Genomic DNA, 24576 nt, shown 5'->3' with positions numbered 1-24576 from the left:
CACTGCTGCTGTTCGGACAACAGCTTTGTACTGCTCCGCTGTACTACTCCGCGAGCGAGAGCACCGTGCGCGCTTGTTCGACCATGGCGACGTCGAGGAAGGTGCCGTCGGCGAGGGCGATCGCGCCGACCCCGGCCGCCGTCGCGTCCGTGACGCGCTCGACGACCTCCCGCGCCCGCGCGATCTCCTGCGGCGTCGGCAGGAACGCGGCGCGGATCGTGGCCAGCTGCACCGGGTGGATCGCCGTCCGGCCGCGGAAGCCGAGGGCCCGCCCGGCCCGGCAGGACTCGGCCAGGCCGTCGAGGTCCCGGACGTTGGCGTAAGCCGACATCGCGGGCGGCGCCAGCCGGGCCGCGCGGGCCGCGACGATCACGCGGCTGCGGGCCCACGTCAGCCCGGCGTCGCCGGCGACGCCGAGGTCCGAGCGCAGGTCGGCTTCGCCGAGGCCGAGCGACGCGATCCGCGGCGACGCCGTCGCGATGTCGAGGGCCCGTTCGACGCCCAGCGCGGACTCGATGAGCGGGTGCAGCGCGCGGTCCGGCAGGGCGGCCGCGACGGCCCGGATCTCCTCGGGCGACTCGACTTTCGGCAGCCGTACGCCCACTTCCAGCGGCAACGTGGCGACCGCAGCGAGGTCGGCCGCGTGCCACGGTGTGCTCGGGTGGTTGACGCGCACCTGCACCGGACGCGCGACGGAAGCCAGCAGCCGCAAGACGTTCGCCCGCGCCGCGTCCTTGTGCGCGGGCGCGACGGCGTCCTCCAGGTCGACGAGCACGACGTCGGCCGCGGAGCCGAGGGCCTTGGCCACCCGGTCCGGCCGGTCGGCGGGTACGTAGAGGAACGTCAGCGGCGGGCTCACACCGCACCCCGCTCGCGCAGCTCGGCGACGCGCTCCGGGGAGAACCCCAGCTCGCCGAGCACCGCGTCGGTGTCGGCGCCGTGCGGCCGGCCGGTGAAGCCGATGACGCCGTCGTGGCCCGAAAGCCGGAACAGCGGGCCCTGCATCAGCATCGGCCCGAGGTCGGGGTCCTCGATCTCGTGGATCGTGCCGAGCGCCCGGAACTGCGGGTCTTCGACGATGTCCGCGGCGTCGTAGATCGGCGCCACGGCGGCCTGTGCCTGTTCGAACGCGGCGACGACGTCGTCGCGCGTGCGCTGCCCGATCCACGCGCCGACGGCTTCGTCGAGTTCGTCGGCGTGCCGCGCGCGTTCGGCACCGGTCGCGAACCACGGCTCGTCGGCCAGGTCGGGCCGTCCGACGAGCCGGACGACGCGCTCCGCGATCGACTGCGCCGACGTCGACACCGCGACCCACTGGCCGTCGGCGGTGCGGTAGGTGTTGCGCGGCGCGTTGTTCGTGGACCGGTTCCCGGTGCGCGGCTGGACGGTGCGCAGCTGGTCCCAGCGGGTGATCTGCGGCCCGAGCATGGCCAGCATCGGCTCGATGATGGCGGTGTCGACGACCTGGCCGCGCCCGCTCTGCCCGCGCGAGGCGAGCGCGACCATGATCGCGTACGCCGTGGCCAGCGACGCGACGCCGTCCGCGAGCCCGAACGGCGGGAGCGTCGGCGGGCCGTCGGGCTCCCCGGTCGTGGCCGCGAAGCCGCTCATCGCCTCGGCGAGCGTGCCGAAGCCCGGGCGCGACCGGTACGGCCCTAGCTGGCCGAAACCGGTCACGCGGGCGAGCACGAGCCGCGGGTTCCAGCCGGCCAGGACGTCGTACCCGAGGCCCCAGCGCTCGAGGGTGCCCGGGCGGAAGTTCTCGATCACGACGTCCGCGCTGGTCACGAGCGCGAGGAAGACCTCGCGGCCGCCGTCGCTGCCGAGGTCGGCGGTGATGGTGCGCTTGTTGCGGCCCAGGGTCTTCCACCACAGGTTGACGCCGTCCTTGGCGGCGCCGTGGCTGCGCGACGGGTCGGGTTTGCGCGGGTGCTCGACCTTGATCACCTCGGCGCCCATGTCGCCCAGGTGCATCGCGGCCATCGGGCCGGCGAACAGCGTGGACGCGTCGACGACGCGCAGCCCGGCGAGGGCACCGCCGGCGGGGTCGCGGGTGACGCTCATGCCGGCACGTCCCACGCGCACCGGAAGCCGACCGTCGCCGCGCGGGCGAGGCCGAGTCCGGGCAGCAGCAGCTTGACGCTGTACGCCGGTTCCCGGCGCCCGCCCTCGACGTACCACTCGGAGCCGTCGGCCCGGAAGTCGCTGCCGCCCTTGAGCATCACGAAGCGCGTCCGTCCGTCCGAGTGTTCGCTTTCGGTCCAGTTCCACACGGCCGGAGTGCCGCGCTTGAGGCTTCCGGTCTCCCCCGCGAGCTGCCATTCGTCCTCGGTGGGCAGCCGCCCGCCGCGCCAGGCGCAGTACGCGCGGGCGTCGTCGAGGTCGACGTAGGTCACCGGCTCGTCCGGGCCGCCGCGGTGCTCCAGGAACCGGTGCGGGTACTCCGGCCGGTAACCGGTGGCCTCGACGAACTCGGCGAACTCGGCGTTCGTCACCTCGGTGGCCGCGACGGCGACCGGCGTGGCCAGCTCGCCGTCGCGTTGCAGCGTCCGGGCGTCGTGCAGGCGTGGCGGGAGCGGTTTCCATTCGTCCACGTAGGGCGCGCCCTGGTACATCCCGGTTTCGCGGGCGCGGTACCGGACGGTCAGCACGTACGGTCCGTTGGGGACGATCACGGCGTCCGGCTCGGGTTCACCTTTGGTCCTTTGTGGACTTATGCGCGTCGCGAGCCGGTGCGGGAAGCGAGCGTCGGGGTCGTGCGGGGTGGTCTCCAGGTCGTGCAGCCACGCGGGCTCGGTGGCGCCTTCGGCGACCTCCAGTGCCGCGCCGATCCCCCGGGCCGGGACTCCGCCCAGGAGGTCGATGCCCGGCAGCGCACCCTCGTAGTCGGTGTCGCCGCGGTTGACGATCGTCCACAGTGTCACGCCGTCCCGCTCCCAGCTCGACGCGTGGAGCCCGCGGGCCAGGTCGGCCAGCGGTGTCCAGTCGCCGTCAAGGAGCAAGTCGCTCGCCGCACGCTGGACGGTCACCATCCGCCGCACGGTCGCGGCGTCCCGGCGGGACCAGCCGACCCACACGCCGAACACGACCTCCCAGACCATCACGCCGACGCCGTTGAGCCACGCGGACTGCAGTTCTTCGGTGTGGTCGCGGTGCCAGCGGCGGACGTGGTGCTGCATGTGCCGGCGCTCGTACCAGTGGGAGCGCAGGACGCCGGGCACGGGCGAGTCGGCGAAGAACTGGGCCCACGACGCGGCGTGGTCCTCGATCCGCTCGACCGCGAGCTTCGACTCGCCTTCCAGCACGAGCCCCGGCTTGGCGGCTTCGAGCCGCTCGACGAACTCCGGCTCGGCCTTCTTGAGGGTGTCGAGGAAGACGCCGTCGACGTCGAGGTCGGCGACGAGCGCGGCCAGCTCGGTGAGGTCGTCGGCACCACGGCGGGTCCCGACGTCCCAGGGGTTGTAGTCGACGAACACGCGCAGGCCGGCCCGGTGCAGGTCCTCGACGAGGACCTCGAGGCCGGGGACGTCGCGGTAGAAGTCCCACTGGTTGCGGTCGTCGAGGCCGATCACCGGGTAGGCGTGCCACAGGACGACGGCGTCGAGGCCGCCGAAGCGGGCGCGGGCGTCGTCGAGGAACCGCTCGGGCGTGAAGCGGTGGTCGGCGAAGGAGTAGAGCAGCTCGTCCCACAACCACACCTGGGCGACGCTGTAGCAGGTCTGCGCCCAGGCCGCACCCGGCCGCGCGTAGGCGTCGCCGGTGTAGCCGTGGCGGGCTCGCGCGTCTTCGCGCCAGACGTGCAGCTTCTCGCGCCACGCGGGGACGTCCGCGGGATCGTCGGGTGCGGCGAAGATCTTGGCTTCGTCCAATTCGGACAGCGGGCCACGCACCGGCGTCGGCCGGTCGATGGGCCGCGGGACAAGCGGGTCGGTCATGACACCCTTCCTCCGAGCAGCGCGACCTCATCGGCGGACGGGACGGCGGTCTGCGCCCCGGGCCGCGTCACGGCCAGGGCACCGGCCGCACAGGCCAGCCGGGTGGCGGCTTCGACGTCGAGCCCGCGGGCGAGCGACGCTGCGAGGACGCCGCAGAAGGTGTCGCCGGCGCCGGTCGTGTCGATGACCTGCACCGGGATACCGTTGACGTGCACCGGTTCCCGCTCACGGCGGAGGACCACGCAGCCCTCACCGCCCAGTGTCACCACGGCCACCGGCACACGGTCGAGCAGCGCTTCGGGAGTGCCCGTGAGGTCGGCGGCTTCGTGCTCGTTGACGACGAGGATGTCGACCGCGCCCCACAGCTCCGGCGGCAACGCACGCGACGGCGCGGCGTTGAGCACGAAGAGCGCCCCGGCCTCGCGTGCCGCGGCGGCTTCGGTCACAACGTCAAGAGGAATCTCCAGCTGGGCGAGCACGACGTCGGCTTGAGCGATCCGCTCGGCGTGCTTGTCATTGAGCTGCAGGAGGTCATTGGCCCCGGGGGCGACGACGATGGCGTTCTCCCCGCCCGGATCGACGGTCACGAACGCGGTCCCGGTGGGCGCATCCACGCGCGCGACGAGATCGGTGCGGACACCGGCGCCGCCTAGCGAGACGAGCAGCAGATCGGCGGCCTCGTCGTCCCCGAGAGCGCCGACGAAGGAGGTATCGGCCCCACCGGCCCACGCGGCGGCGACGGCTTGGTTCGCACCCTTGCCGCCAGGACTGCGCCGCAACCGATCCCCGAGGACGGTCTCGCCCCCATGCGGATGCCGGGGCACGTCGACGACAAGGTCCACATTCGCCGACCCGACGACGACCACACGCCCACTCACGCCACACCACCCACGAACGCCGTGCCGATCTGCGCCGCCCACTCCGTCACGACGTCACCTCCACCAGCGCCGCCGTGCGGGCCGCCAGGTCCGTGATCTGCCGTTCCCCGCCCGGCAGGGATGTCGCGATGCGGCCGTCCAGGGGCTTTGTCCAGTACTCGCCGATGCCGTCGACTCCGCGCAACGCGCCGACCACTCCCCCGACCGTCGCCGCGGCCGAATCCGTGTCCCAGCCCGCCGTCACCGCGATCGAGACGCTCGGGCCGAACTCGCCGCCGCCCTTGGCCAAGGCGAAGGCGATCACCGCGGCGTTGTTGAGCACGTGTACCCAGTGCAGGTCGCCGTACGCGGCGTGCAGCTGGTCGAGGCCCGCGCGGACATCGCCCGACCGCGCCGCCGAACGACCCAGCGCGACCGCGGACGCCAGCGAACTCCCGGCGGGGATCACGACGTCGGCCGCGTCGAGGACCTCGTCCGGCGTCGCGCACACCATCGCCGCCGACGCCAGGGCCGCGGCCCACATCGCGCCGTACACGCCGTTGCGGGTGTGGCTCAGCCGCGCGTCCGTCCGCGCCAGCCGTGCCGCCGCCACGACGTCACCCGGCGAGACCCAGCCGAAGACGTCCGCGCGGATCAGCGCGCCGATCCACTCCCGGAACGGGTTGCGGTACGTGGCGGGCGACGGTCGCGCGTCGAGGATGTTGCGGTACGCCGCCCGCTCGGCCGTGAACACCCGGCCCGCGGGCAGGTTGTCCAGCCACAGCTGGGCGACGTCGTCCGTGCCGAAGTCCCGCCCGTGCGTCTCCAGCAGGGTGAGCGCGAGGATCGGGTAGTTGAGGTCGTCGTCCTCGGGCATCCCGTCGATGTTCTCCTCGAGCGACGTCGGGGCCGAGCGCCGGTTCCACGGCCACCGCGCGGCCACCTCGTCGGGCAGGCCCACCGCGGTGAACCAGCCCGACAGCGGCCAGCGGCCGGTCGCGCGCAGGATCTCCTCGATGCCCGCGCGCGGGATCTTCTCCACCGGCTTGCCCAGCAGGCACCCGGCGGCCCGGCCGGTCCACGCGCCGAGCAGCCGGTCCGTCCCACCCCGCGGCAGCTCAGGCGAGGCCGGAAAGTCCCACGACGGCTCCGGAACAGACGGCCGCGCGTCGAGTTCGTCCAGCAGTTCCCGCGCCAGCGCCCGCAGTTCCGCCGCTCCCGGTCCTGCGCCGCTCACGACCGGGACGGGGTCGCCGCCCGCCGCGACCCAGCGGGCCCGGACCGCCGAGACGTCCCGGCCCTCCGCGGCCGACTGCACCAGTTCGTGAGCCAGGAGGTCCTCCGGTTGCGCCCAGGTCAGCCTCACGCGGCGCCCCCGAGGACGTCGAGGGCCGCCACTCGCGCGAGCGCGCGTTCGCGGTCGGCCCGCAGGATGTCCGCGGCCGCCGAGGCCAGCAGGTGCCCGGTCTCCCGCAGGTCCATCCGGCTGGCGTCGCCGATCGTGTCGACCCACTCCTTCGGCACGACGGCCGTGCCACCGAGGCCCGCGCAGAGCGCCGCGGCCATCACGGCGATCGAGTCGGCGTCGCGGCCGTAGTTCACCGAGGCGAGCACCGCGCCGCGGAAGTCGCCGCGGTGCGCGAGGACGAACGCCAGCGCGGCCGGCAGCTCCTCGATCGCCTTGGTCCGCGACGGGCGCCTCGCGTCCATCGACATCTGCCGGTAGTGCGGCCCGACCGAGTCGAACGGCGCCACCGTCTCCCGCACGAGCGCGGCCAGCTTTCGTTCCTCGTCGTCGGTGGCCGGGGCGACGGTCCGGCCACCGAACTCGTCGACGACGGCCCGCAGCGCCGCCGCCGTCCCGTCGTGAGCGACATCCAACCCCGCCGCGACCACGTCGTCGAGCGACGCGCCCGGCGCGACCGCGGCGGCGACCATCGCGGCCAGCACCCCCGCCGCCTCCCGGCCGTAGCTCGACTGGTGCGCGGCCGTCAGGTCGATCGCTTCGGCGTACGCGGCCCGCGGGTCACCCGCGTTGACGACCCCGACCGGCGCGACGTACATCGCCGCCCCGCAGTTGACGACGTTGCCCACACCGGCTTCGCGCGGGTCGACGTGTCCGTAGTGGAGTCTCGCGACGATCCACTTCTCCGCGAGGAACACCCGCTGCAGCAGCAACGCCGTCGACTCCAGCTCCGGCACCCAGCGCGGCTCGCCGATCATGAGCGGCACCAGGTCCTCGGCCATCGCGTACGCGTCGAGGTGTTCGCGGCGCTTCGCGTACACCTCGACGAGCGCCCGCGTCATGAGGGTGTCGTCGGTGACGTGCCCGTCGCCCTTGTGGTACGGCGCGATCGGGCGGGCGGCCCGCCAGTCCGGGTACCACGGGCCGACGACGCCGGTCACCCGGCCGCCGTGCCGCTCTTCGATCTGCTCGGGGGTCCACCCTTCGGTGGCGCCGCCGAGCGCGTCCCCGACGGCCGCGCCGGTGATCACCGCGACGGCCCGGTCTTCCAGCCAGGTCAAGAATCCGCTCCTGTCACTTGCTGACGCTCTTCCAGCCGTCTTCCAGCTGCTTGGCCAAGCCGGCCGCGTCGATCTTCTGCCCGAGGAACTGCTGGTACGCCGGGGTCGCGACGGTGTCCTTCCACTGCGCGTACTTGCCGGCGAACAGATACGGCGCCGAAGTCAGGTACTGGCCGGACGCGAGGATCGGGCCCCAGCCGTTCAACGCGGCGAGCTTCGTGGTCAGCGCCTGCCGCGCGGACGTCGTCGGCGGGATCAGCGCGTCGGCCTCGTTCATCGCGGCGAGGTTGTCGGTGCTGGTGAAGAAGTCGACGAACTCCGCGGCTTCCTTGACGTGGCCCGAGTCCTTGTTCACCGACAGCGTCTGCGGGTTGGCGGCCTGCGCGGGCCCGGCCGAGCCGGCCAGCGGCGGCAGCACGACCCAGTCGAAGCCCTTCGGCGCGTCCTTCGCGATGTTGGCCGCCTGGTAGGAACCCTGCACGGTCATGGCGATCTGGCCGGCGTAGAACGGCGCGAGGGCCTTCGTCCCGGACTGCGTCAGCGTGACCGGCATGATCGAGTGGTCCTGGTGCGCCATCGCGTCGACGAGCTGCGGCAGTGCCTGCTCCCCCGGGCCGACGGCCAGCTTCGCGTCGTTGCCGGCGCCTTCGAAGTACTTCCCGCCGAAGCCCGGGGCCAGCGCGACGAACGCCGCCGTCGGGCTCGACAGGCCCCAGCCGAGGCCGAACTTGCCGTCCTTGGTCGTCGCCTTCGCGATGTCGCGCAGCTGGTCCCAGGTCATCGTCGCGCCGGTCGGGATCGTCACACCGGCCTGCTGCAGCTGGGTCTTGTTCGCGAAGACCACATAGGACTGCAGCTCGGTCGGGAAGGCGACCACCTTGCCGTCGACCGTCACCGAGTCGAGGACGCCCTTCGGGATGTCCGCTTTCTTTTCCGCCGGCAGGTACTGCGTCAGGTCCGCGAGGTAGCCGTCGGTGGCGAACGGCGCGATGCTCGCCGCCTCGTAGTGCACGATGTCCGGCGCGGTGCCCGCGTTGAACTGGGTGATCAGCTTGTCGTAGACGCCGTCCCAGCCCGCCTGGACGATCTTGACCTGGACGTCCGGGTGCGCCTTGTTCCAGTCGCCGACGATCTTCTGCGTCTGGGCGATCGCGGCCGGCTGGTCCGAAAGGGACTGGAAGGTGAGGGTGACCGGCCCGTCGCCGCTGTCGCCGCTGCCGCCGCCGCACGCGGCGAGCAGCAGGCTGGTGACCATCAGGCAGGCGGCGACCACCGCGCGTCGTGTCTTCATCGACCGACCTTTCGAGGAATCTCTCAGTGGGGTGGGAGTCATCCCTTCACCGCCCCGGCCATCAAGCCGCTGGTCAGCTTGCGGCGCAGGATGCTGAAGAAGACGATGCTGGGGATGGCGGCGAGCACGGCGCCCGCCGCGAGCGGGCCGAGGGCGACCTTGCCCTCGCCGCCGACGAACATGTTGAGCGTGATGGGCAGCGTGTAGTTCTCCGGCGACTGCAGGAGGACCAGCGCGAAGAAGAACTCGTTCCACGACGAGACGAAGCTGAACATCGCCGTCGCGACGACGCCGGGGGCGAGCAGCGGGAACACGATGGTGCGCAGCACGTTCAGCCGGCTCGCGCCGTCCATCGCCCCGGCTTCCTCGAGCTCCACCGGGATCGCGGCGACGTACCCCTGCAGCATCCACAGCGCGAACGGCAGCATGTACGTCGTGTGCACCAGCGTCAGGCCGGCGAGGTTGTCGGCCAGCCCGAGCGTCCGCAGGATCAGGAACAGCGGCAGGATGATCAGCACGACCGGGAACACCTGGCTGACCAGGATCCAGCCGACCCCGGCGACCCGCAGCTTGCCCCGCAGCCGGGCCAGCACGTAGGCCGCGGGCACGGCGATGAGCACGGCCAGCGCGGTCGACGCGAGCGCGACGACCAGGCTGTTGCCCGCCGAGCGGATCAGGCCCTGCTTGTCGAGGGCCTCGGTGTAGTTCTCCCAGTGCCACTCGCTCGGCAGCAGGCTCACCGTCAGCGAGTTCAGCTCACCGGACGACTTCACCGACGCGGACATCAGCCACAGCAACGGGAACCCGAGGAACAGGATGTACAGCGCGAGGGCCGCGTACTGGGCCGGGCGCACGAGTCCGCGCATGGCTCAGCGCCCCTTTCCGGCACGGTCGTCGCGGAACTGCGACCGCAGGTAGACGGCGAGGATCAGCACGACCACGAGGACGAGCACGAGGCCCATCGCGGCGGCGTAACCGATCTCGCGGTTCTTGAAGGCCTCCAGGTAGACGAACAGCACCGGGACCATGGTCTTGCCGCCCGGCCCGCCCGCGGTGAGGACGTAGACCAGCGAGAACGAGTTGAAGTTCCAGATGAAGTTGAGCGACGTGATCGACGTGACGATCGGGCGCAGGCTCGGCCACGTCACCGCGGTGAAGCGCCGCCACGCGCCGGCGCCGTCCATCGCCGCGGCTTCGTGCAGCTCGGCCGGGATCTGCTGCAGGCCGGCCAGGAGCGTCACGGTCGTCTGCGGCATGCCGACCCAGACGCCGACGACGATCACCGCGGGCAGCGCGAACGAGAAGTCGCCGAGCCAGTTGATGTCGTCGGGCAGGCCGACGCTGCCGAGGACGGCGTTGAGCGGGCCGCCGTTGGCCGAGTAGATCATCTGCCACATGATCGCCACGACGACCGGCGGCATCGCCCACGGCACGAGCGCGAGCACCCGCGTGAGCCCCTGGAGCCGCAGGCCCGAGTTGAGCAGCAGTGCCAAGCCCATCGCGGCGGCAAGCTGGAGCACGGTGACCCCGACGGTCCAGATCATGCCGATCCGCAGCGAGTCCCAGAACAGGTCGTTCTCCGCCAGGCGCCCGAAGTTGTCAAAACCGGCGAAGGCGTAGTCCGGGTGGCGCACCAGGCGCGCGTCGGTGAAGGCCAGGAAGATCCCGACGACGATCGGCGCCACGCTGAGCACGAGGATCGGGATCAGCGACGGCAGCACGAGCCCGATCGCCTCGCGGCGCCGGGTGCGCTGCCGCGTCGGCTTCCGCTTCGTCGGCACGGGACGCTCTTTCAGGGCCGGGGCCGTCATCACGCACTTCCCGGGTTCGAGGACTCGCGCACCACGAGTTCGGGGCCGACGGCGATCTGCTGCACCGCGCGGTCCGGGTCGTCGGCGAGCTGGAGCATGATCTCGGCGGCCGCGCGGCCGCGTTCGGTCGAGCCGAGGGAGACGCTGGTCAGGCTCGGCTGGAAGACGCGGCCGATCTCGGTGTCGTCCATCCCGGTGACCGCGACGTCTTCGGGCACCGACAGCCCGAGTTCCCGCACGGCCCGGATGGCGCCGATGGCCAGCAGGTCGTTGGCCGCGACGAGCGCGTCGACCGGGCCGCGGGCGAAGAGCCGGCGGGCCGCGTCGAGCCCGGCGGTGACGGTGAAGTCGGCGGCGATCTCCTGGTCCTCCCGGTCAAAGGTGATCTCCTGCGTGACGGCGTCGAACCCCCGCTGGCGCGCGGCGCCGGGCGTGGTGTCGAGCGGGCCGTTGAGGAAGCCGAGCCGGCGGCGGCCGAGGGCGTGCAGGTGGCGGACGGCGTCGCCGATCCCGCCCGCGGAGTCCGTGGAGACCGAGCTGATGCCGCGGTCGTCGAGGGCCCGCCCGATCACCACGACCGGCACCGGGGCCTGCTGGATCTCGGCGATCAGCCGGTCGTCGGTGCGCAGCGGGCTGACGATCATGCCGTCGACGAAGCCGCTGTTCAGGCTGCGGACGAGCTCGGTGGTCGACGTCGCGGTGTCGCCGGTGCTCATCACGACGACGCGGTAGCCGTGCGGTTCGAGGACCGCGTGGATGGCCCGCATCATCTCGACGTAGACGGGGTTGCCGATGTCCGCGACCGCGAACGCGACCTGGAAGGTCTTCTTCATCCGCAGCGAGCGCCCGATGGCATCGGCGCTGTACCCGAGCGCGGCGGCCGCGGCCCGCACGCGCTCGACCATCGCCGGGCTCGCCCCGGTGCCGTGCAGGGCACGGGAGGTCGAGGCCAGGGAAACCCCGGCGCGCTCGGCCACCTGGATCAGCGTGGCGCGTGGTGACGTCATCGTCGCTTCTACCCTCGGATAAGTCTTCTGGAAACGTTTCCAGCCTGCGGAAGCCGGGTTTGGAAACGTTTCCAACTGGAGTTGACGCCGATCCTGACACTCGGTCGGCGGTTGTGTCAACCACCGGAACCCGCGTTGTGAAATCGCCCGGCCTGGCCCCTCGGTGCCGCCCCGGAGTGGCCAACACACGCGCGACCTCGCTTCCGCGCCGCGCGTTGGCCACTCCAGGCGGTGTGTTGGCCGTCGCGGTCGCCGTGTTGCCCACTCCGGGCACCGTGTCGACCGTCGCGGTCGCCGCGTTAACCACTCCGGGCACCGTGTTAGCCGGCCCGGGCAGCACCTTTGTCACTCCGGGGGCGGCGTGTTGGCAGGCCCTAACGCCGTGTTGGCCGCTCCAGTCGTCATGCTGGCCACTCCCGGCGGTGTGTTGGCCACTCCGGGCGGGCCGTGGGAACCTGGCACCGGCCCGAAACCGGCCTTGCCGGGCCCCGGGCGCAACTCCGGCGAAACGCGGCATTCCTCCCGCATCGTGGTACTGCTGGCCGCGCGCACGGCTGGGTCCCGATAGTGGTCCCGTGCTCACGCCCCGTGCTCCCCTGGCCGCGTTCGCCCTGCCCCGAGCCGAGCGTGCCGGGGCCCGGGTGGTCTACCGCGATGCGCTCGTGGCGCCGTTGCCCGGCTATCGGCCGTTGCTGCTGGACCTCGTCGTGCCGGCCGGCGCCCCGCCCGCGGTGGTGGTGTTCCTGGACGGCGGCGCGCTCGCGGCCGGCTCGCACAAGCACGGGCGGATCGGCGACCACGTCACCGAAACGTTGGTGGACAACGGTTTCGCGGTCGCGCGGGCGCAGTACCGGCTGGGCCGGGAGGCCGCCTTCCCCGCACAGCTGCACGACGTGAAGGCCGCCGTCCGGTGGATCCGCCGGCACGGCACCGAACTGGGCGTCGACGTCGGCCGGGTCGCGGCCTGGGGGCACTCGGCGGGCGGGTACCTCGCCGCGATGCTCGCCGTCACGGCGGACCACCCGAGCCTGGACGGCGACCTCGGCGTCACCGGCGAGCCGAGCGGGCTCGCCGCGGCCGTCGCCTGGAGCCCGCCGACGGACTTCACCCGCATCCCGCCCCCGCCCGAGGGAACGTCGTTGCACCGCACCGGCCACGACCCGCACGACTGGCTGCCGGACGCGACGGCGAGCCCGCTGCTGCACGTCTCGGCCACCGCCGCCCCGCTGCTGTTGGTGCACGGCACCGACGACTCCGGCATCCCGATCGCCCACAGCGAAGCGCTCGTCGCGGCGTACTGGCGCGCCGGGGCCGACGCCGACCTCATCCGGCTCGAAGGCGCCGGCCACTTCTACAGCAGGCAGAAACTGCAGCAGGCCACCGAGTCCGGCCTCACTTTCTTGCGCGAACGCCTCGGCTGAGCCACCCGCGCCCGCCTCGCAACGGCCAACACACCGCCCGGTGCGTCAGTCCTTCGCCGTCACGCCGAGGCCGCGGCGCAAAGCCGCCACCTCGTCCGCCAGCATGCGGCGTGACACCGCCGCGTCCTGGATGATCGCCGAGCCGTGGAACGTGCCCGGGTAGTGGTGCAGCTCCGTCGTTACTCCCGCCTGCAGAAGACGTTGCGCGTACTGGATTCCCTCGTCGCGCAGCGGGTCGAACTGGCAGGTCGTCACGAACGCCGGCGGCAGCCCCGTCAGGTCCGTGGCGCGGGCCGGGGCCGCGTACGGCGAGACGTCGCCCGGTTCGGGGCCCAGGTAGCTCGCCCAGCTGTAGACGGCGTTCGGGCGGTTCCACATCGGAGTGTCGACGTACGCCTGCATCGACGGCGTTTCCAGGCGGTCGTCCAGCTCCGGGATGCCGAGGTACTGGAAGCGCAGCGCCGGGCCGCCGCGGTCGCGGGCCAGCAGGGCCGTCGCGGCGGCGAGGCCGCCGCCCGCGCTCTCGCCGCCGACGCCGATGCGGTCCGGGTCGATGCCCAGCTCGGCCGCCTTCGCCGCCGTCCAGGTCAGTGCCGCGTAGCAGTCCTCGACCGGCGCGGGGAACGGGTGCTCGGGCGCGAGCCGGTAGTCCACCGACACGATCACGATGCCCAGCTCGTCGACCAGGTGCAGCAGCGACGCGTGGAACATGTCCAGGTCGCCGAGGATGAACCCGCCGCCGTGGATGTAGACCAGCCCGGGCACGGTGCCTTCGCGGTCAGCCGGGCCGTACACGCGCACCGGGACGTCGGGCGCGCCGGACGGCCCCGGCACCGTCGTGTCGCGGACGTCGACCGGGTGCACCGGCTCGTAGGCCGGCATGACCTCCTGCAGCTGCGCCATCGAAGCGCGCGCGGCCAGGAGGGCGTCGTAGTCGGGCAGGGTCACCGCGGGGAGCATGTCCAGCCAGGGCAGCAGCTCGGGATCGATCGCGTAGGTCATGCTCCGATCTTCGGCTCGCGCCGCCGACGTCGCCACCGCCACGCGGCGGGGGTTGGCGGCCCGGGCCTCGCCATCCGGCGGCGGACGCGCCTATCGTGGCCTCATGAAGGGCCTGCTGCTGAGGCTGTCCGGACTCGACGCCGACGCCGAGAACGCGGTGCGGGTGATCGGGTTCTTCGACCGCCTGATCACCGATCGCGCGAGTCTCGACGTCCTCGTGCGCAGCACGGCCCGGCTGGCCGACTGCCCGGCCGGGGTGCACGCCCCCGCCCAGGGCCTGGCGCTGCGGGCGGAGCCGGACGCCGACGCCGCGGCCGCGGGCCGGGTGCCGACCGGGGCCGCCGTGCGCCGGCTCGAGGGCGGCGTCGTGGTCTGGGTGGCCCGCGCGGGCGCGCCCACCCCGCTCGACGACATCCTGCTGGAGCGCTTCGCGATCGCCACCGCCGTCCTGCTGGAGCACACCAGCGTGCCGCTGCCCGCGCTCGGCGACCCCGCGCTGGTCGAGCTGGTGCTGTCCGAGGGGATCGGGACGGCCGAGCGGTCGCGGGCGCTGCACCTGCTCGGCCTCGGCACGACGGCCCGGCTGCGGGTGCTGGCGGCCACCGGCACCGACCTCGACGGCCGCGCCGCCACGTTCGGCGACGTCCGTGCCGTGCTCACCGCCGACGGACCCGAAACGGCGCCGCCGGGCGCCCGGATCGGCGTCGGGCCCGTGGTGCCGGTGCTCGACCTGGCGCGGTCCTGGCAGGCCGCGCGCACGGCGCTGCGGTTCACGGCCGGCGCCGAGCCCGTGGTGTGGTGGGACCGCCTCGGCAGCCTCGCCGCGCTGGCCGGGGTGCTCGGCCCCGCGGACCTCGCCGCGCTCCCGGACGTCCAGGCCCTCGACCGCCTCGCCGCCGAACCGCACGGCGACGACCTCGTCGCGGCGTTGACGGCGCTCTGCGCGACGGGCTCGGCCCGCAAGGCGGCGGCCGTCCTGCACCGCCACCACAGCACGATGCCCGCACGCCTCGCCCGCGCCGGGGCCGTCCTCGGCTTCGACGTCGACTCCCCCGCGGGCCGGTTCCGGCTGCACCTGGCCCTGATGCTGCGGCGGCTGCGCGACGCCGGACCGTCCGAAGTGGACACCGAGCCGTAGCCACGGACCGCGGAACGGCGTCAGTGCCGGAGTTCCCGGAAGAAAGCGCGGATGTCGCCGACGAACAGATCGGGGACTTCGAACGCGGGGAAGTGCCCGCCTTCGGTGTGGTCGCGGAAGAAGACCACGTTGTCGGCGGCGAGCACCCTGCGCACGACCGGGTCACAGTAGAAGAGGGACTGACCCTGCGGAACCGGGGACGATCCGCCCCAGCCGGTGTTCTCGGCGTGGGCCAGTTCCCAGTAGAAGTCGGCCGCCGCGGGCCCGGTCCGGGTGAACCAGTAGAGACTGGCGGTGATCAGGACGTCGTCGCGGCTGATCGGCGTCGCGGGGTTGGCCCATTCGGCGAACTTCTCGGCGATCCAGGCCAGCTGCAGGATCGGGGAGTCGGCCAGGCCCGCCGACAACGCGTTGGGCTCGGTCGAGTGCAGGACGCGGTAGCCCTTCGTCCGCGACCAGCGTCGCTGCGCGGCCTCGAGTTCGGTGCGTTCGCCGGGGCTCAGGCCGTCCGGCACCGGGAGGTCTTCGCCGGCCATGCCGAGCTGGAGCCGGTCGCCGTGGGTGTGGGCACCGATCACCCGGTCGGGTAGCAGCGCCGCGACCCGGCCGGTCACGCCGGCGCCGAGGTCGCCTCCCTCGACGCCGAAGCGCTCGTACCCCAGACGGGTCATCAGTTCGCCGAACGCCGGCGCGGTCCGCTCGAGGTTCCAGCCTCGTGCGGAGAGCGGGCTGGAGAAAACGAAGCCGGGCAACGAGGGGATGACCAAGTGGAACGCGTCGGCCGGGTCGCCGCCGTGGGCGCGTGGATCGGTCAGTGGCCCGCTCGCGGTGAGGAACTCGACGAACGAGGTCGGGTAGCTGTGGTTGAGCAGCAGCGGCGTGGCGTCCGGTTCGGGCGAGCGCAGGTGCAGGAAGTGGATGGTTTGCCCGTCGATCTCGGTGACGAACTGGTCGAAGGTGTTCAGCTCGGCCTCGTGAGCGCGCCAGTCGAACCCGTCGGCCCAGTACGCGGCCAAGTCGCGGAGGTAACCGGCGGGGATCCCCCGGTCCCAGTCCGATTCGCCACCCGGCACCGGGTACGGCGACCGGGTACGGGCCAGGCGCTCCCGCAGGTCATCGAGTTCGCTCTGCGGAATGTCGATCCGGAACGGAACGATGTCGGTGCTCATGAAGATCAACCTAGGCGTGACTCAGGTCAGGGGCTGTCCTTGATCACCCGATCAGGATCGCCCGGCTCACGGCTCCAGCAACGCCACCGGGACGCTGGCGGGCCGGCTTCGCAGGTATTCGCCCAGTCCCTTCGCCTGCGGGTCCGGCCGGGTAGCCGACGCCACGCCGTCGCCCAGCAATCCCACCACCACGAAGTTCAGTGCCCGCAGGTTCGGCAGCTCGAACCGGCGGATCTCCAGCTCGGCAGCCTCCGGCAGCAACTCCCGGAAGCGCGAGACGTCCAGATAACCGCGCAACCACAGGAACTCGTCGTCGGTGCGCGTCCAGAACCCGACGTTCGCGTTGCCGCCCTTGTCCCCCGACCGTGCGCCCGCGATCGTGCCGAGCGACACCCGTCGTGTCGGCCCGAAGTCGCGGGGCTCAAAAGAAACCGCTGGCGAAGACACCGAAGCGCCGGTCGGCGGATGCGGGATCACGAGCCGTGAACCATCCGGCAAGGTCACCCGGTGCTCCACCGAGGACGCGGGCACCAACGCAGGCCAGTAGACACCGAAAGCGCTCTCCGCGGTCGGCGGCGTTGTCGTGTGGAAGCCCGGGTAGCCACCGAGCGCGAGTTCCATCGTCGTGTTGGCGAAGCGGCGGCCGACCTTGCGGGCGTCCGGGTCCTTCACCGTGATCCGCAGGTGCGCGGTCGCCTCGGCGTTGACCGGCGAGCCCGGGTGGTCGAACCGCAGCAGCGTGACGTCGACCTCGGCGAACTGCTCCCGGCCGCCCAGCAGGTCGAACAGCTGCTGCTCGGCCCACGCGGCCTTCTCCTCGATGCGGTCGCCGGTCAGCACCAGCGTCATCGTGTTGCGGTAGCCGCCGTCGTGGTTCAGCGCGACCTTGAGCCGCTCGCCCGGCGGGCTGCCGCGGGTCCCGCTGATCCGGACGCGGTCCGGCGCCTCCGTGTCAAGCCGCAGGCTGTCGAAGTGCGCGACGGCGTCCGGCCCGGCGTACGCGGGCTCGGCGATCTCGTACAGCAACTGCGCGGTGACCGTGCCGACCGAGACCAGTCCCCCGGTGTCCGCGTGCTTCGTGATGACGCTCGACCCGTCGGCCGCGACCTCGGCGATCGGGAAGCCGGGGTAGCGCCGGTCGGTGACCTCGTCGAAGAAGGCGTAGTTGCCGCCGGTCGCCTGCGGGCCGCACTCGATCACGTGCCCGGCGGCCATCGCCCCGGCGATCTCGTCGACGTCCCCCGGCGTCCAGCCGTGCCACCACGCGGCCGGGCCGGTGAGCAGCGACGCGTCGGTGACCCGCCCGGTGACGACGACGTCCGCGCCCGCCTCCAGCGCCGCCGCGATCCCCCAGCCGCCGAGATAAGCGTTGGCGGTCAACGGTTCCACGCCGGCTTCGGAGAGCTTGCGGCCGGTGTCGAGGTGCACCAGGTCCGGCAGGCGGTCGACGATGTCGTCGCCGTCGACGTAGGCGACCTTCGGGTGCAGGCCCAGCGCTTCGATCCGGGCCGCCAGCCCGGCCGGGTTCAGGCCACCGGCGTTCGAAACGATCCGGATACCCCGGTCGAGGCAGGTGCCGAGCACGTGTTCGAGCTGGGTGAGGAACGTCTTGGCGTAGCCGGCGGCGGGATCTTTCCGGCGCGCCTTCCAGAGGATCAGCATGGTCAGTTCGGCGAGGTAGTCGCCGGTGAGGACGTCGATCGGGCCGCCCTCGACCATCTCCCGCGCCGCCTCCAGGCGGTCGCCGTAGAAGCCGGAGCAGTTCGCGATCCGGACCGGGCGCTTCACGCGCGTCCCCGGCCGGGCGCGCCGGCGAAGGCTTGGGCGATGCCGATCCACTCCTGCGCAACGGGTCCTCGCACGACCAGGCCGGTGTCCGAAGCGTCACGCCGTTGGGTGACCGCCAGGCAGAAGTCCAGCGCCGAACCTTCGACGCGGTCGGCGGCGGCGCCGTCACCCCACGTCCACCTGTCCCCCGACGGCGCGTGCAGGACGACCCGGATCGGGACGACCGGCGCCGGGCGATCGTGGAGCCCGAAGCTGAACGCCGTCGTCGAGACGCCGAGGTGCGCGATGTGCCGGAGCCGGTCGGTCGGCTCGCGCGTCACGCCGAGCGTGTCGGCGATGTCCTGCCCGTGCGCCCAGGTCTCCATGATCCGCGCGGTCACCGACGACGCGACGCTCATGTCCGGCCCGTACCACGGCAGCCGGGCGCGCGGGTCGCGGCCGCGGAACGCCGTGACGAACGTCGTCCGCGCGCGCCGGAACCACACCCGGATCTCGTCGGCGCCCAGCCCCCGGTGCTGGGCGGCGACGCGGTCGGGGAAGTCCATCCCGTCGGCCAGCAACGCGGCCGACGCGAGCCGGAAGCCCTCGGGGTCGACGGCGGCCTGCGTCGCGGTCTGGTCGAAGAAGGCCAGGTGCGTGACCTGGTCGCGGATGTCCCAGCCCACCGCGGGGGTCGGCCGGGCGACGCCGTCGTCGTCGAGCGGGGCGAGCATGGCCTCGACGTCGGCGGTCTCGGCGAGCAGGTCGTCGAGGAGAACGTCCAGGGAAACGGGCATGTCAGCGTCCTTCCCACACGGGCGTGCGCTTCTCGCGGAACGCCGCGGGCCCTTCCTGCGCGTCCCGCGAGCGGTAGACCGGCGCCCAGATCTCGTCGGCGCGGTCGTAGACGTCCTGGCGTTGCAGGTACGCCGTCTGCTTCGCCGCCCGCACGGACAGCGGCGCGTTGGCGGCGATCCGCTCCGCCAGGGCCTGCGTCCGGGACCGCAGCTCGTCCAGCGGTACGACGTCGTTCACCAGCCCGACCTCCCGGGCGCGGTGGGCGGTGAGGGGGTCGCCGGTCAGCAGGATCTCCATCGCGATCCGTGGCGGCACCAGCCAGGACAGCGGTGCGGCCCACGGCGCGCCGCGGCCCACCTTCACCTCGGTCACGGCGAACCGGGCGTGCTCAGCGGCCACGACGAGATCGCACTGCTGGGCCAGCAGGAACCCGCCCGCGTAGGCGACGCCGTTGACGGCCGCGATCGTCGGCTTCGGGACGTCGATGTTGCGGCCGAACTGCGGCAGGAAGCCCGGCGGCGGGATCTCCAGGGCCGTCTCGGCCATCTCTTTGAGGTCGCCGCCGGCGCAGAACGCCTTGTCGCCCGCGCCGGTCAGGACGAGCACCGCGGCCGAGTCGTCGGCGACGAACCGCCGGGTGCCGGCCCAGAGGCCGTCGCGGACCTCCTTCGACAGGGCGTTGCGGGCTTCGGGCCGGTCGATCGTCAGCCAGGCCACGCCGTTGCGGACTTCGTAGGAGACGCTCACGACACGACCGCCAGCACCTGGCCGGTGTCGACCTGGTCGCCTTGACCCACCCGCAGGTCGGACAGGACGCCGTCGGCCGGGGCGGCGACGGTGTGCTCCATCTTCATCGCCTCCAGGACGACCAGCGGCTGCCCGGCCGTCACGGCGTCGCCCTCACCCGCCAGCACGCGCACCACCGCACCGGGCATGGTGGCGAGCAGCGACCCCGCGGCCGCGGCGGCATCCGGGTCGGCGAAGCGCGGCACCTCGGCCAGCGCGGCCGACCCGTCCGGACTGTCCACATAGGACACATCGGCCGCCGTCTGCACGGCGTAGGTGCGGTGGACGCCGTCGATCTCCAGTTCAACCAGCGAAGGTGACGCGGACAGCAGCCGCACGGAACCACCGAGCGGCTCGCCGTTCACCATGACGCGCAAGCCGGACCGGCTCAGTGAATACGCGACCTCCAGGGCCTCCCCGTCCAGGGTGTACGCGATCCGCTGAGGGGCGCGGCCGACGTTGCGCCACCCGGACGGCATCTCGGGCACCACCCGCGCGTCACGCCGGTTGCGCGCCTGGGCCGCCAGAGCCGCGGCCACCGCCTGCCGGGCGCCGTCCGGGGACGCGCCGAGTGCGGCCGGGTCGTGCCGGGTCAGGTAGCCGGTGTCGGTGTGCCCGGCCAGGAACTCCGGCTCGGCCAGGATGCCGGAGAGGAGGTTCCGGTTGGTCGTGACGCCGTGCAGTTCGGCCTGCCGCAGCGCCCGCGCGAGGGTCCGCGCGGCTTCGCGGCGGGTCCGGCCGTGGGCGATCACCTTGGCGAGCATCGGGTCGTAGTGCGGGCCGACGACGGAGCCGTCCTGGACGCCGGAGTCGACGCGGACACCCTTCAGCGCGGGGACGCGGAAGCGGTGCAGGGTGCCGGTGGCGGGCAGGAACCCGGCCGGGACGTCTTCGGCGTAGAGCCGGACTTCGATCGCGTGCCCGTCGATCCGCGCACCCAGCACCGAAGGCGGCAGCGGTTCACCCTCGGCCACCCGCAGCTGCAGCTCGACGAGGTCCAGGCCGGTGACCAGCTCGGTGACCGGGTGCTCGACCTGCAGCCGCGTGTTGACCTCCAGGAAGAAGAACTTGCCGCCGGAGTCCAGCACGAACTCGACCGTGCCCGCGCCGGTGTAGCCGATGGCCTTCCCGGCGGCGACGGCCGCGGCACCCAGCTCGGCGCGCAGGGCGTCGTCGACCGCCGGAGACGGGCACTCCTCGACGATCTTCTGGTACCGCCGCTGGATCGAGCACTCGCGCTCGAAGAGGTGCACCACCTCGCCGTGGGTGTCGCCGAGGATCTGGACCTCGACGTGACGCGGGTCGACGACGAACCGTTCCAGGAACACCGAGCCGTCGCCGAACGCCGACGCGGCTTCCCTCCGGGCACCCTCGACGGCCTCGGACAGCCCGGCGGCGTCGTGCACGACACGCATGCCCCGGCCGCCACCGCCGAACGCGGCCTTGACCAGCACCGGGAACCCGATCGACGCGGCCACGGCGGCCAGGTCGGTCTCGTCGGTGACGGTCGCCCCCGGCAGCACCGGCACCCCGGCCGCGTCCATCAGCGCCTTCGCCTCGATCTTCGACCCCATCGAGGCGATGGCCTCGGGCGACGGCCCAACGAACGTCAGCCCGGCCTCGCCGCAGGCGCGGGCAAAAGCGGCGTTCTCCGACAGGAACCCATAACCGGGGTGGACGGCGTCGGCCCCGGTCGCGCGCGCGGCGGCGATCACCAGGTCAGCACGCAGGTAGGTGTCACCAGGTGCGGACCCGGGCAGCCGGACGGCCTCGTCGGCGAGCCGGACGAAGGGCGCGCCCGCGTCCGGGTCGGAGTAGACCGCGACGGTGGAGATGCCGAGGTCGTGCGCGGTGCGCATGACCCGGGCGGCGATCTCCCCGCGGTTGGCGACGAGCAGTTTCGCGATCATCGGCTCACATCCGGAAGACGCCGAAGCCGCGACGGCCCTCGACGCGGTTGGAGTGGACGGCGGACAGCGACATCCCGAGCACGTCCCGGGTGTCGCGCGGGTCGACGATGCCGTCGTCGTACAAGCGTGAGGTGACGGCGAAGGCGTGCGACTCGGTCTCGATCTGCGCCTCGATGGCGGCGGTTCGCGCGCGGTCGGCGTCGTCGTCGAACGGCTTTCCCTGCGACGCGGCGGAGTTGCGGCCGACGATCGACATCACGCCGGCGAGCTGGGCCGCGCCCATCACGGCGAGTTTCGCGCCCGGCCAGGCGAACATCAGCCGCGGGTCGTACGCGCGCCCGGACATGCCGTAGTTGCCGGCGCCGAACGAGGACGCCATGTTGACGGTCAGGTGCGGCACCGTGCTGTTGGTGACGGCGTTGATCATCTTGGCGCCGTCCTTGATGATGCCGCCCTGCTCGTAGCGGGTGCCGACCATGTAGCCGGTCGTGTTCTGCAGGAACACCAGCGGGACGTCGGTCTGGTTGGCGAGCAGGATGAACTCGCTGGCCTTCTTGGCCTCCTCGCTGAACAGCACACCGCGGTGGTTGGCGAGCACGCCGACGGGATAGCCGTGGATGCTCGCCCAGCCCGTCACCAGCGAAGTGCCGTAGAGCGGTTTGTACTCGTCGAAGTCCGAGTCATCGACGGTCCGGGCGAGGATCTCACGCGGGTCGAACGGCACCTTCGGGTCCGGCGGCACGATCCCCAGGATCTCCTCGGGGTCGAACCTCGGCGGCTCCGGCGTCCGGCTGGGCGCGGGCCCGAGCTTGCGCCAGTTGATCCGGGAGATCACGCGGCGGCCGAGGCGGATCGCGTCCCGCTCGTCGACGGCGAAGTAATCGGAGAGGCCGGAGACGCGGGAGTGCATGTCGGCGCCGCCGAGGGACTCGTCGTCGGCCTCCTCGCCGGTGGCCATCTTGACCAGCGGCGGCCCGCCGAGGAACACCTTGGCCTGGTGGTCGACCAGCACGGCGTAGTCGCACATGCCGGGCACGTACGCGCCGCCGGCGGTCGAGTTGCCGAACACAATGGCCAGGGTCGGGATGCCCAGCGACGACAGTTCGGTCAGCTCGTGGAAGATCCGCCCGGCCGGCACGAACAGGTCGGCCTGCGTCGGCAGGTCGGCCCCGCCGGACTCGACGAGGTTGATCACCGGCAGCCGGTTGACGCGGGCGATCTCCAGTGCCCGCAACGTCTTGCGCAGCGAGTAGGGGTTCATCGCGCCGCCGCGCACGGTCGGGTCGTGCCCGATGACCACACACTCCACATCGGACACCACGCCGATGCCGGTCAGCACCGACGCGCCGACGGTGAAGTCGGTGCCCCACGCGGCGAGCGCCGCCAGTTCCAGGAACGGGCTGTCCGGGTCGAGCAGCAGCTCGAGGCGTTCGCGGACCGGGAGCTTGCCGCGGTCGCGGTGGCGCTGGACGTACCGCTCGCCGCCGCCGGCGATGGCCAGCTCCAGCTGCTCTTCGAGCTTCGCCAGGGCGTCGAGCTGGGCCTTCCGGTTGGTCGCGTAGCTCTCGGCGGAGACGTCGAGCAGGGACTTGAGGACGGTCATTCCGCTCCCCCGTAGTGCCCGGAGTGCTGGTCCCGGACCACGTTCTTCTGGATCTTCCCGGTGGATGTCCGCGGCAGCTCGTCGGTGACGATCACGGCCTTCGGGACCTTGTAACCATCCAGGCGGTCCTTCAGCCGCAGCCGCAGGTCCTCGGCGTCGATCGACGCCCCCGGCTTCGGCACGACCACCGCCGTGATGGCCTCGGTCCACCGCTCGTGCGGCAGCCCGACGACCACCACCTCGGCGACGTCCGGCTCGGTGTCGTAGACGGCCCGCTCGACCTCGATCGAGGCGACGTTCTCGCCGCCGGTCTTGATGACGTCCTTGGAGCGGTCGGCGAACCACAGCATGCCGTCCGGCCCGAACCGGCCGACGTCGCCGGAGTGGAACCAGCCGTACCGGAACGCCTCCTCGGTCGCCTCGGGGTTGTGCAGGTACTCCTGCATCGTCGACGGCGCCCGGTAGACGATCTCGCCCTGTTCGCCGCGCGGCAGCAGCTTCCCGCCGGAGTCCATGATCCCGACCTGGACGCCGGTGAGCGGGGTGCCGACCGCGCCGACGTGCGAGAGCTGGTGCTCGGGCCGGAACAGCGTCGTGATCGGGCTCATCTCGGTCTGCCCGAACAGCAGCGCGAAGTCGCAGCGGAAGCCGTCGAGGCACGCCTTGATCTGCGCCTCCGGCATCGGTGCCATGGCGTAGACGGCGCGGCGCAGCGACGACAGGTCACGTCCGGCGAACGACGGGTGCTCCAGCGCCGCGCGGAACATCATCGGCAGGCCGAAGACCTGGGTGATCCGCTCGCGTTCGATCGTGTCGAGGAACCGGGCCGGGTCGAAGCCGCGGTGCACGAAGATCGTGGCGCCGAGGAGGATCGCGGGTGTGCAGAAGGCGTTCAGCTGCGCGGTGTGGAACATCGGCATCATCGCGACGAACCGGTCGTCGGGACGCCAGCCGGAGTCCAGCGCGGCCGACATCGACTCCAGGTGGATCGCCAGGTGCGTCCCGACGACGCCCTTCGGTGAGGCCGTGGTCCCGGAGGTGTACAGATAGGACAGTGGCGCACGGTCCTCGATGACCACCTCGGGTGACGTCGTGTCGTCCGAGACCACGTCGTCGAGGGTCAGTCCGGTGACGTCGCCGCCGGTGCCGGGCGCGATGATCACGTCGGTGTCGCCGGGCACCGCGGGCAGGACCGCGTCGGCGAGCCGGCTTTCCACGACGATGCCGCGAGCCTGCGAATGGCCGAGCACGTAAGCGATCTCGTCGCCGCGCCAGCCGAGGTTGATCGGCACGCAGACGAGACCGAGCTTCGCGCAGGCGTAGTAGACGGCGAGGAACTCGGCGCTGTTGGCCGACGCCAGCGCGAGGACGTCGCCGGTCGTGTACCCGCGCGCCGCCAGGCCGTGCGCGAGCCGGTTGACCCAGGTGTCGAACTCGCCGTAGGTCCAGCGGCGGTCGCCGTCGACCACGGCGAGCGTCTCCGGGCGGGCGAACGCGACGCGGGTCAGGGCGTCACCGACGTTGACCCGGTGGACGAGGTTGTGGTCCGTCATCA

The 24576-nt window shown here is 72.4% G+C and carries 20 protein-coding genes; 2 read left to right on the top strand and 18 right to left on the bottom strand.

Translation table 11 applies throughout. The features are described from left to right. Positions 1 to 43 precede the first annotated feature (43 nt). The 10 genes from MUY22_RS34400 to MUY22_RS34355 are packed head-to-tail and all read right to left on the bottom strand — an operon-like array spanning position 44 to position 11427. A complete protein-coding gene (locus MUY22_RS34400; RefSeq protein WP_247051342.1) occupies positions 44 to 859 on the bottom strand; it encodes a CoA ester lyase in 816 nt (271 codons plus the stop codon). Beyond that, entirely contained in the window at positions 856 to 2064 is a 1209-nt protein-coding gene (locus MUY22_RS34395; protein WP_247051341.1) for a CaiB/BaiF CoA-transferase family protein, read from the bottom strand. Before MUY22_RS34395 ends, MUY22_RS34400 begins: the two co-directional genes overlap by 4 nt. Beyond that, positions 2061 to 3935, bottom strand: a complete 1875-nt coding sequence (locus MUY22_RS34390; protein WP_247051340.1) for an SUMF1/EgtB/PvdO family nonheme iron enzyme — start codon at positions 3933 to 3935, stop codon at positions 2061 to 2063. Before MUY22_RS34390 ends, MUY22_RS34395 begins: the two co-directional genes overlap by 4 nt. After that, a complete protein-coding gene (locus MUY22_RS34385; RefSeq protein ID WP_247064250.1) occupies positions 3932 to 4813 on the bottom strand; it encodes a ribokinase in 882 nt (293 codons plus the stop codon). Before MUY22_RS34385 ends, MUY22_RS34390 begins: the two co-directional genes overlap by 4 nt. Before the next feature lie 46 nt (positions 4814 to 4859). Continuing rightward, positions 4860 to 6158 (bottom strand): ADP-ribosylglycohydrolase family protein, encoded by a 1299-nt coding sequence (locus MUY22_RS34380; RefSeq protein ID WP_247051339.1) that lies wholly within the window; start codon positions 6156 to 6158, stop codon positions 4860 to 4862. After that, positions 6155 to 7318: an ADP-ribosylglycohydrolase family protein gene (locus MUY22_RS34375; protein ID WP_247051338.1), complete on the bottom strand. Its 1164-nt coding sequence runs from the start codon at positions 7316 to 7318 to the stop codon at positions 6155 to 6157. The genes MUY22_RS34380 and MUY22_RS34375 overlap by 4 nt, the downstream gene beginning before the upstream one ends. Positions 7319 to 7331: 13 nt before the next feature. Further along, positions 7332 to 8609, bottom strand: coding sequence for an ABC transporter substrate-binding protein (locus MUY22_RS34370; RefSeq protein WP_247051337.1), 1278 nt, complete (start codon positions 8607 to 8609; stop codon positions 7332 to 7334). 38 nt (positions 8610 to 8647) lie between these two features. Continuing rightward, complete coding sequence (locus MUY22_RS34365; protein WP_247051336.1) at positions 8648 to 9475, bottom strand: carbohydrate ABC transporter permease; 828 nt, start codon at positions 9473 to 9475, stop codon at positions 8648 to 8650. Between the two features lie 3 nt (positions 9476 to 9478). Beyond that, positions 9479 to 10390: a carbohydrate ABC transporter permease gene (locus MUY22_RS34360; RefSeq protein WP_247051335.1), complete on the bottom strand. Its 912-nt coding sequence runs from the start codon at positions 10388 to 10390 to the stop codon at positions 9479 to 9481. 29 nt (positions 10391 to 10419) lie between these two features. Beyond that, the gene (locus tag MUY22_RS34355; RefSeq protein ID WP_247051334.1) at positions 10420 to 11427 is read right to left on the bottom strand and encodes a LacI family DNA-binding transcriptional regulator; all 1008 of its coding nucleotides are present in this window, start codon (positions 11425 to 11427) and stop codon (positions 10420 to 10422) included. Positions 11428 to 12002: 575 nt separating this feature from the next. Between MUY22_RS34355 and MUY22_RS34350 the strand changes: the two genes are divergently transcribed. Then, a complete protein-coding gene (locus tag MUY22_RS34350) occupies positions 12003 to 12848 on the top strand; it encodes an alpha/beta hydrolase (RefSeq protein WP_247051333.1) in 846 nt (281 codons plus the stop codon). A gap of 45 nt (positions 12849 to 12893) precedes the next feature. Here MUY22_RS34350 and MUY22_RS34345 read toward each other — a convergent pair whose 3' ends face one another. Further along, complete coding sequence (locus MUY22_RS34345) at positions 12894 to 13850, bottom strand: alpha/beta hydrolase (protein ID WP_247051332.1); 957 nt, start codon at positions 13848 to 13850, stop codon at positions 12894 to 12896. Positions 13851 to 13953: 103 nt separating this feature from the next. Between MUY22_RS34345 and MUY22_RS34340 the strand changes: the two genes are divergently transcribed. Beyond that, positions 13954 to 14988, top strand: a complete 1035-nt coding sequence (locus MUY22_RS34340) for a helix-turn-helix domain-containing protein (protein ID WP_247051331.1) — start codon at positions 13954 to 13956, stop codon at positions 14986 to 14988. A 20-nt stretch (positions 14989 to 15008) separates the two neighbouring features. Here MUY22_RS34340 and MUY22_RS34335 read toward each other — a convergent pair whose 3' ends face one another. From MUY22_RS34335 to MUY22_RS34305, 7 genes are all read right to left on the bottom strand, one after another. After that, the gene (locus MUY22_RS34335; protein WP_247051330.1) at positions 15009 to 16157 is read right to left on the bottom strand and encodes an epoxide hydrolase family protein; all 1149 of its coding nucleotides are present in this window, start codon (positions 16155 to 16157) and stop codon (positions 15009 to 15011) included. 66 nt (positions 16158 to 16223) lie between these two features. Next, a complete protein-coding gene (locus tag MUY22_RS34330; RefSeq protein WP_247051329.1) occupies positions 16224 to 17945 on the bottom strand; it encodes an acyclic terpene utilization AtuA family protein in 1722 nt (573 codons plus the stop codon). Next, positions 17942 to 18721, bottom strand: coding sequence for a TIGR03084 family metal-binding protein (locus MUY22_RS34325; RefSeq protein ID WP_247051328.1), 780 nt, complete (start codon positions 18719 to 18721; stop codon positions 17942 to 17944). Before MUY22_RS34325 ends, MUY22_RS34330 begins: the two co-directional genes overlap by 4 nt. A 1-nt stretch (position 18722) precedes the next feature. Beyond that, a complete protein-coding gene (locus tag MUY22_RS34320) occupies positions 18723 to 19469 on the bottom strand; it encodes an enoyl-CoA hydratase/isomerase family protein (RefSeq protein ID WP_247051327.1) in 747 nt (248 codons plus the stop codon). After that, the gene (locus MUY22_RS34315) at positions 19466 to 21418 is read right to left on the bottom strand and encodes a biotin carboxylase N-terminal domain-containing protein (RefSeq protein ID WP_247051326.1); all 1953 of its coding nucleotides are present in this window, start codon (positions 21416 to 21418) and stop codon (positions 19466 to 19468) included. The genes MUY22_RS34320 and MUY22_RS34315 overlap by 4 nt, the downstream gene beginning before the upstream one ends. A gap of 4 nt (positions 21419 to 21422) precedes the next feature. Continuing rightward, positions 21423 to 23021: an acyl-CoA carboxylase subunit beta gene (locus tag MUY22_RS34310; RefSeq protein ID WP_247051325.1), complete on the bottom strand. Its 1599-nt coding sequence runs from the start codon at positions 23019 to 23021 to the stop codon at positions 21423 to 21425. Continuing rightward, positions 23018 to 24574 carry an AMP-binding protein gene (locus tag MUY22_RS34305; RefSeq protein WP_247051324.1) on the bottom strand — a complete coding sequence of 519 codons (1557 nt, stop codon included), beginning with the start codon at positions 24572 to 24574 and terminating at the stop codon, positions 23018 to 23020. The genes MUY22_RS34310 and MUY22_RS34305 overlap by 4 nt, the downstream gene beginning before the upstream one ends. Positions 24575 to 24576: the final 2 nt, after the last annotated feature.

This window comes from Amycolatopsis sp. WQ 127309, assembly GCF_023023025.1.
In the GTDB taxonomy this organism is placed as follows: Bacteria; Actinomycetota; Actinomycetes; order Mycobacteriales; family Pseudonocardiaceae; genus Amycolatopsis.
The sequence above is the reverse complement of the archived record's forward strand: the minus strand, read 5'-3'. Positions and strand labels throughout refer to the sequence as shown.

What these genes read in the sequence shown, in the direction of transcription:
- MUY22_RS34395 (WP_247051341.1), bottom strand. Translation starts at nt 2,064, where the DNA reads ATGAGCGTCACCCGCGACCCCGCCGGCGGTGCCCTCGCCGGGCTGCGC.
- MUY22_RS34390 (WP_247051340.1), bottom strand. Translation starts at nt 3,935, where the DNA reads ATGACCGACCCGCTTGTCCCGCGGCCCATCGACCGGCCGACGCCGGTG.
- MUY22_RS34370 (WP_247051337.1), bottom strand. Translation starts at nt 8,609, where the DNA reads ATGAAGACACGACGCGCGGTGGTCGCCGCCTGCCTGATGGTCACCAGC.
- MUY22_RS34365 (WP_247051336.1), bottom strand. Translation starts at nt 9,475, where the DNA reads ATGCGCGGACTCGTGCGCCCGGCCCAGTACGCGGCCCTCGCGCTGTAC.
- MUY22_RS34355 (WP_247051334.1), bottom strand. Translation starts at nt 11,427, where the DNA reads ATGACGTCACCACGCGCCACGCTGATCCAGGTGGCCGAGCGCGCCGGG.
- MUY22_RS34345 (WP_247051332.1), bottom strand. Translation starts at nt 13,850, where the DNA reads ATGACCTACGCGATCGATCCCGAGCTGCTGCCCTGGCTGGACATGCTC.
- MUY22_RS34340 (WP_247051331.1), top strand. Translation starts at nt 13,954, where the DNA reads ATGAAGGGCCTGCTGCTGAGGCTGTCCGGACTCGACGCCGACGCCGAG.
- MUY22_RS34335 (WP_247051330.1), bottom strand. Translation starts at nt 16,157, where the DNA reads ATGAGCACCGACATCGTTCCGTTCCGGATCGACATTCCGCAGAGCGAA.
- MUY22_RS34325 (WP_247051328.1), bottom strand. Translation starts at nt 18,721, where the DNA reads ATGCCCGTTTCCCTGGACGTTCTCCTCGACGACCTGCTCGCCGAGACC.
- MUY22_RS34315 (WP_247051326.1), bottom strand. Translation starts at nt 21,418, where the DNA reads ATGATCGCGAAACTGCTCGTCGCCAACCGCGGGGAGATCGCCGCCCGG.
- MUY22_RS34310 (WP_247051325.1), bottom strand. Translation starts at nt 23,021, where the DNA reads ATGACCGTCCTCAAGTCCCTGCTCGACGTCTCCGCCGAGAGCTACGCG.
- MUY22_RS34305 (WP_247051324.1), bottom strand. Translation starts at nt 24,574, where the DNA reads ATGACGGACCACAACCTCGTCCACCGGGTCAACGTCGGTGACGCCCTG.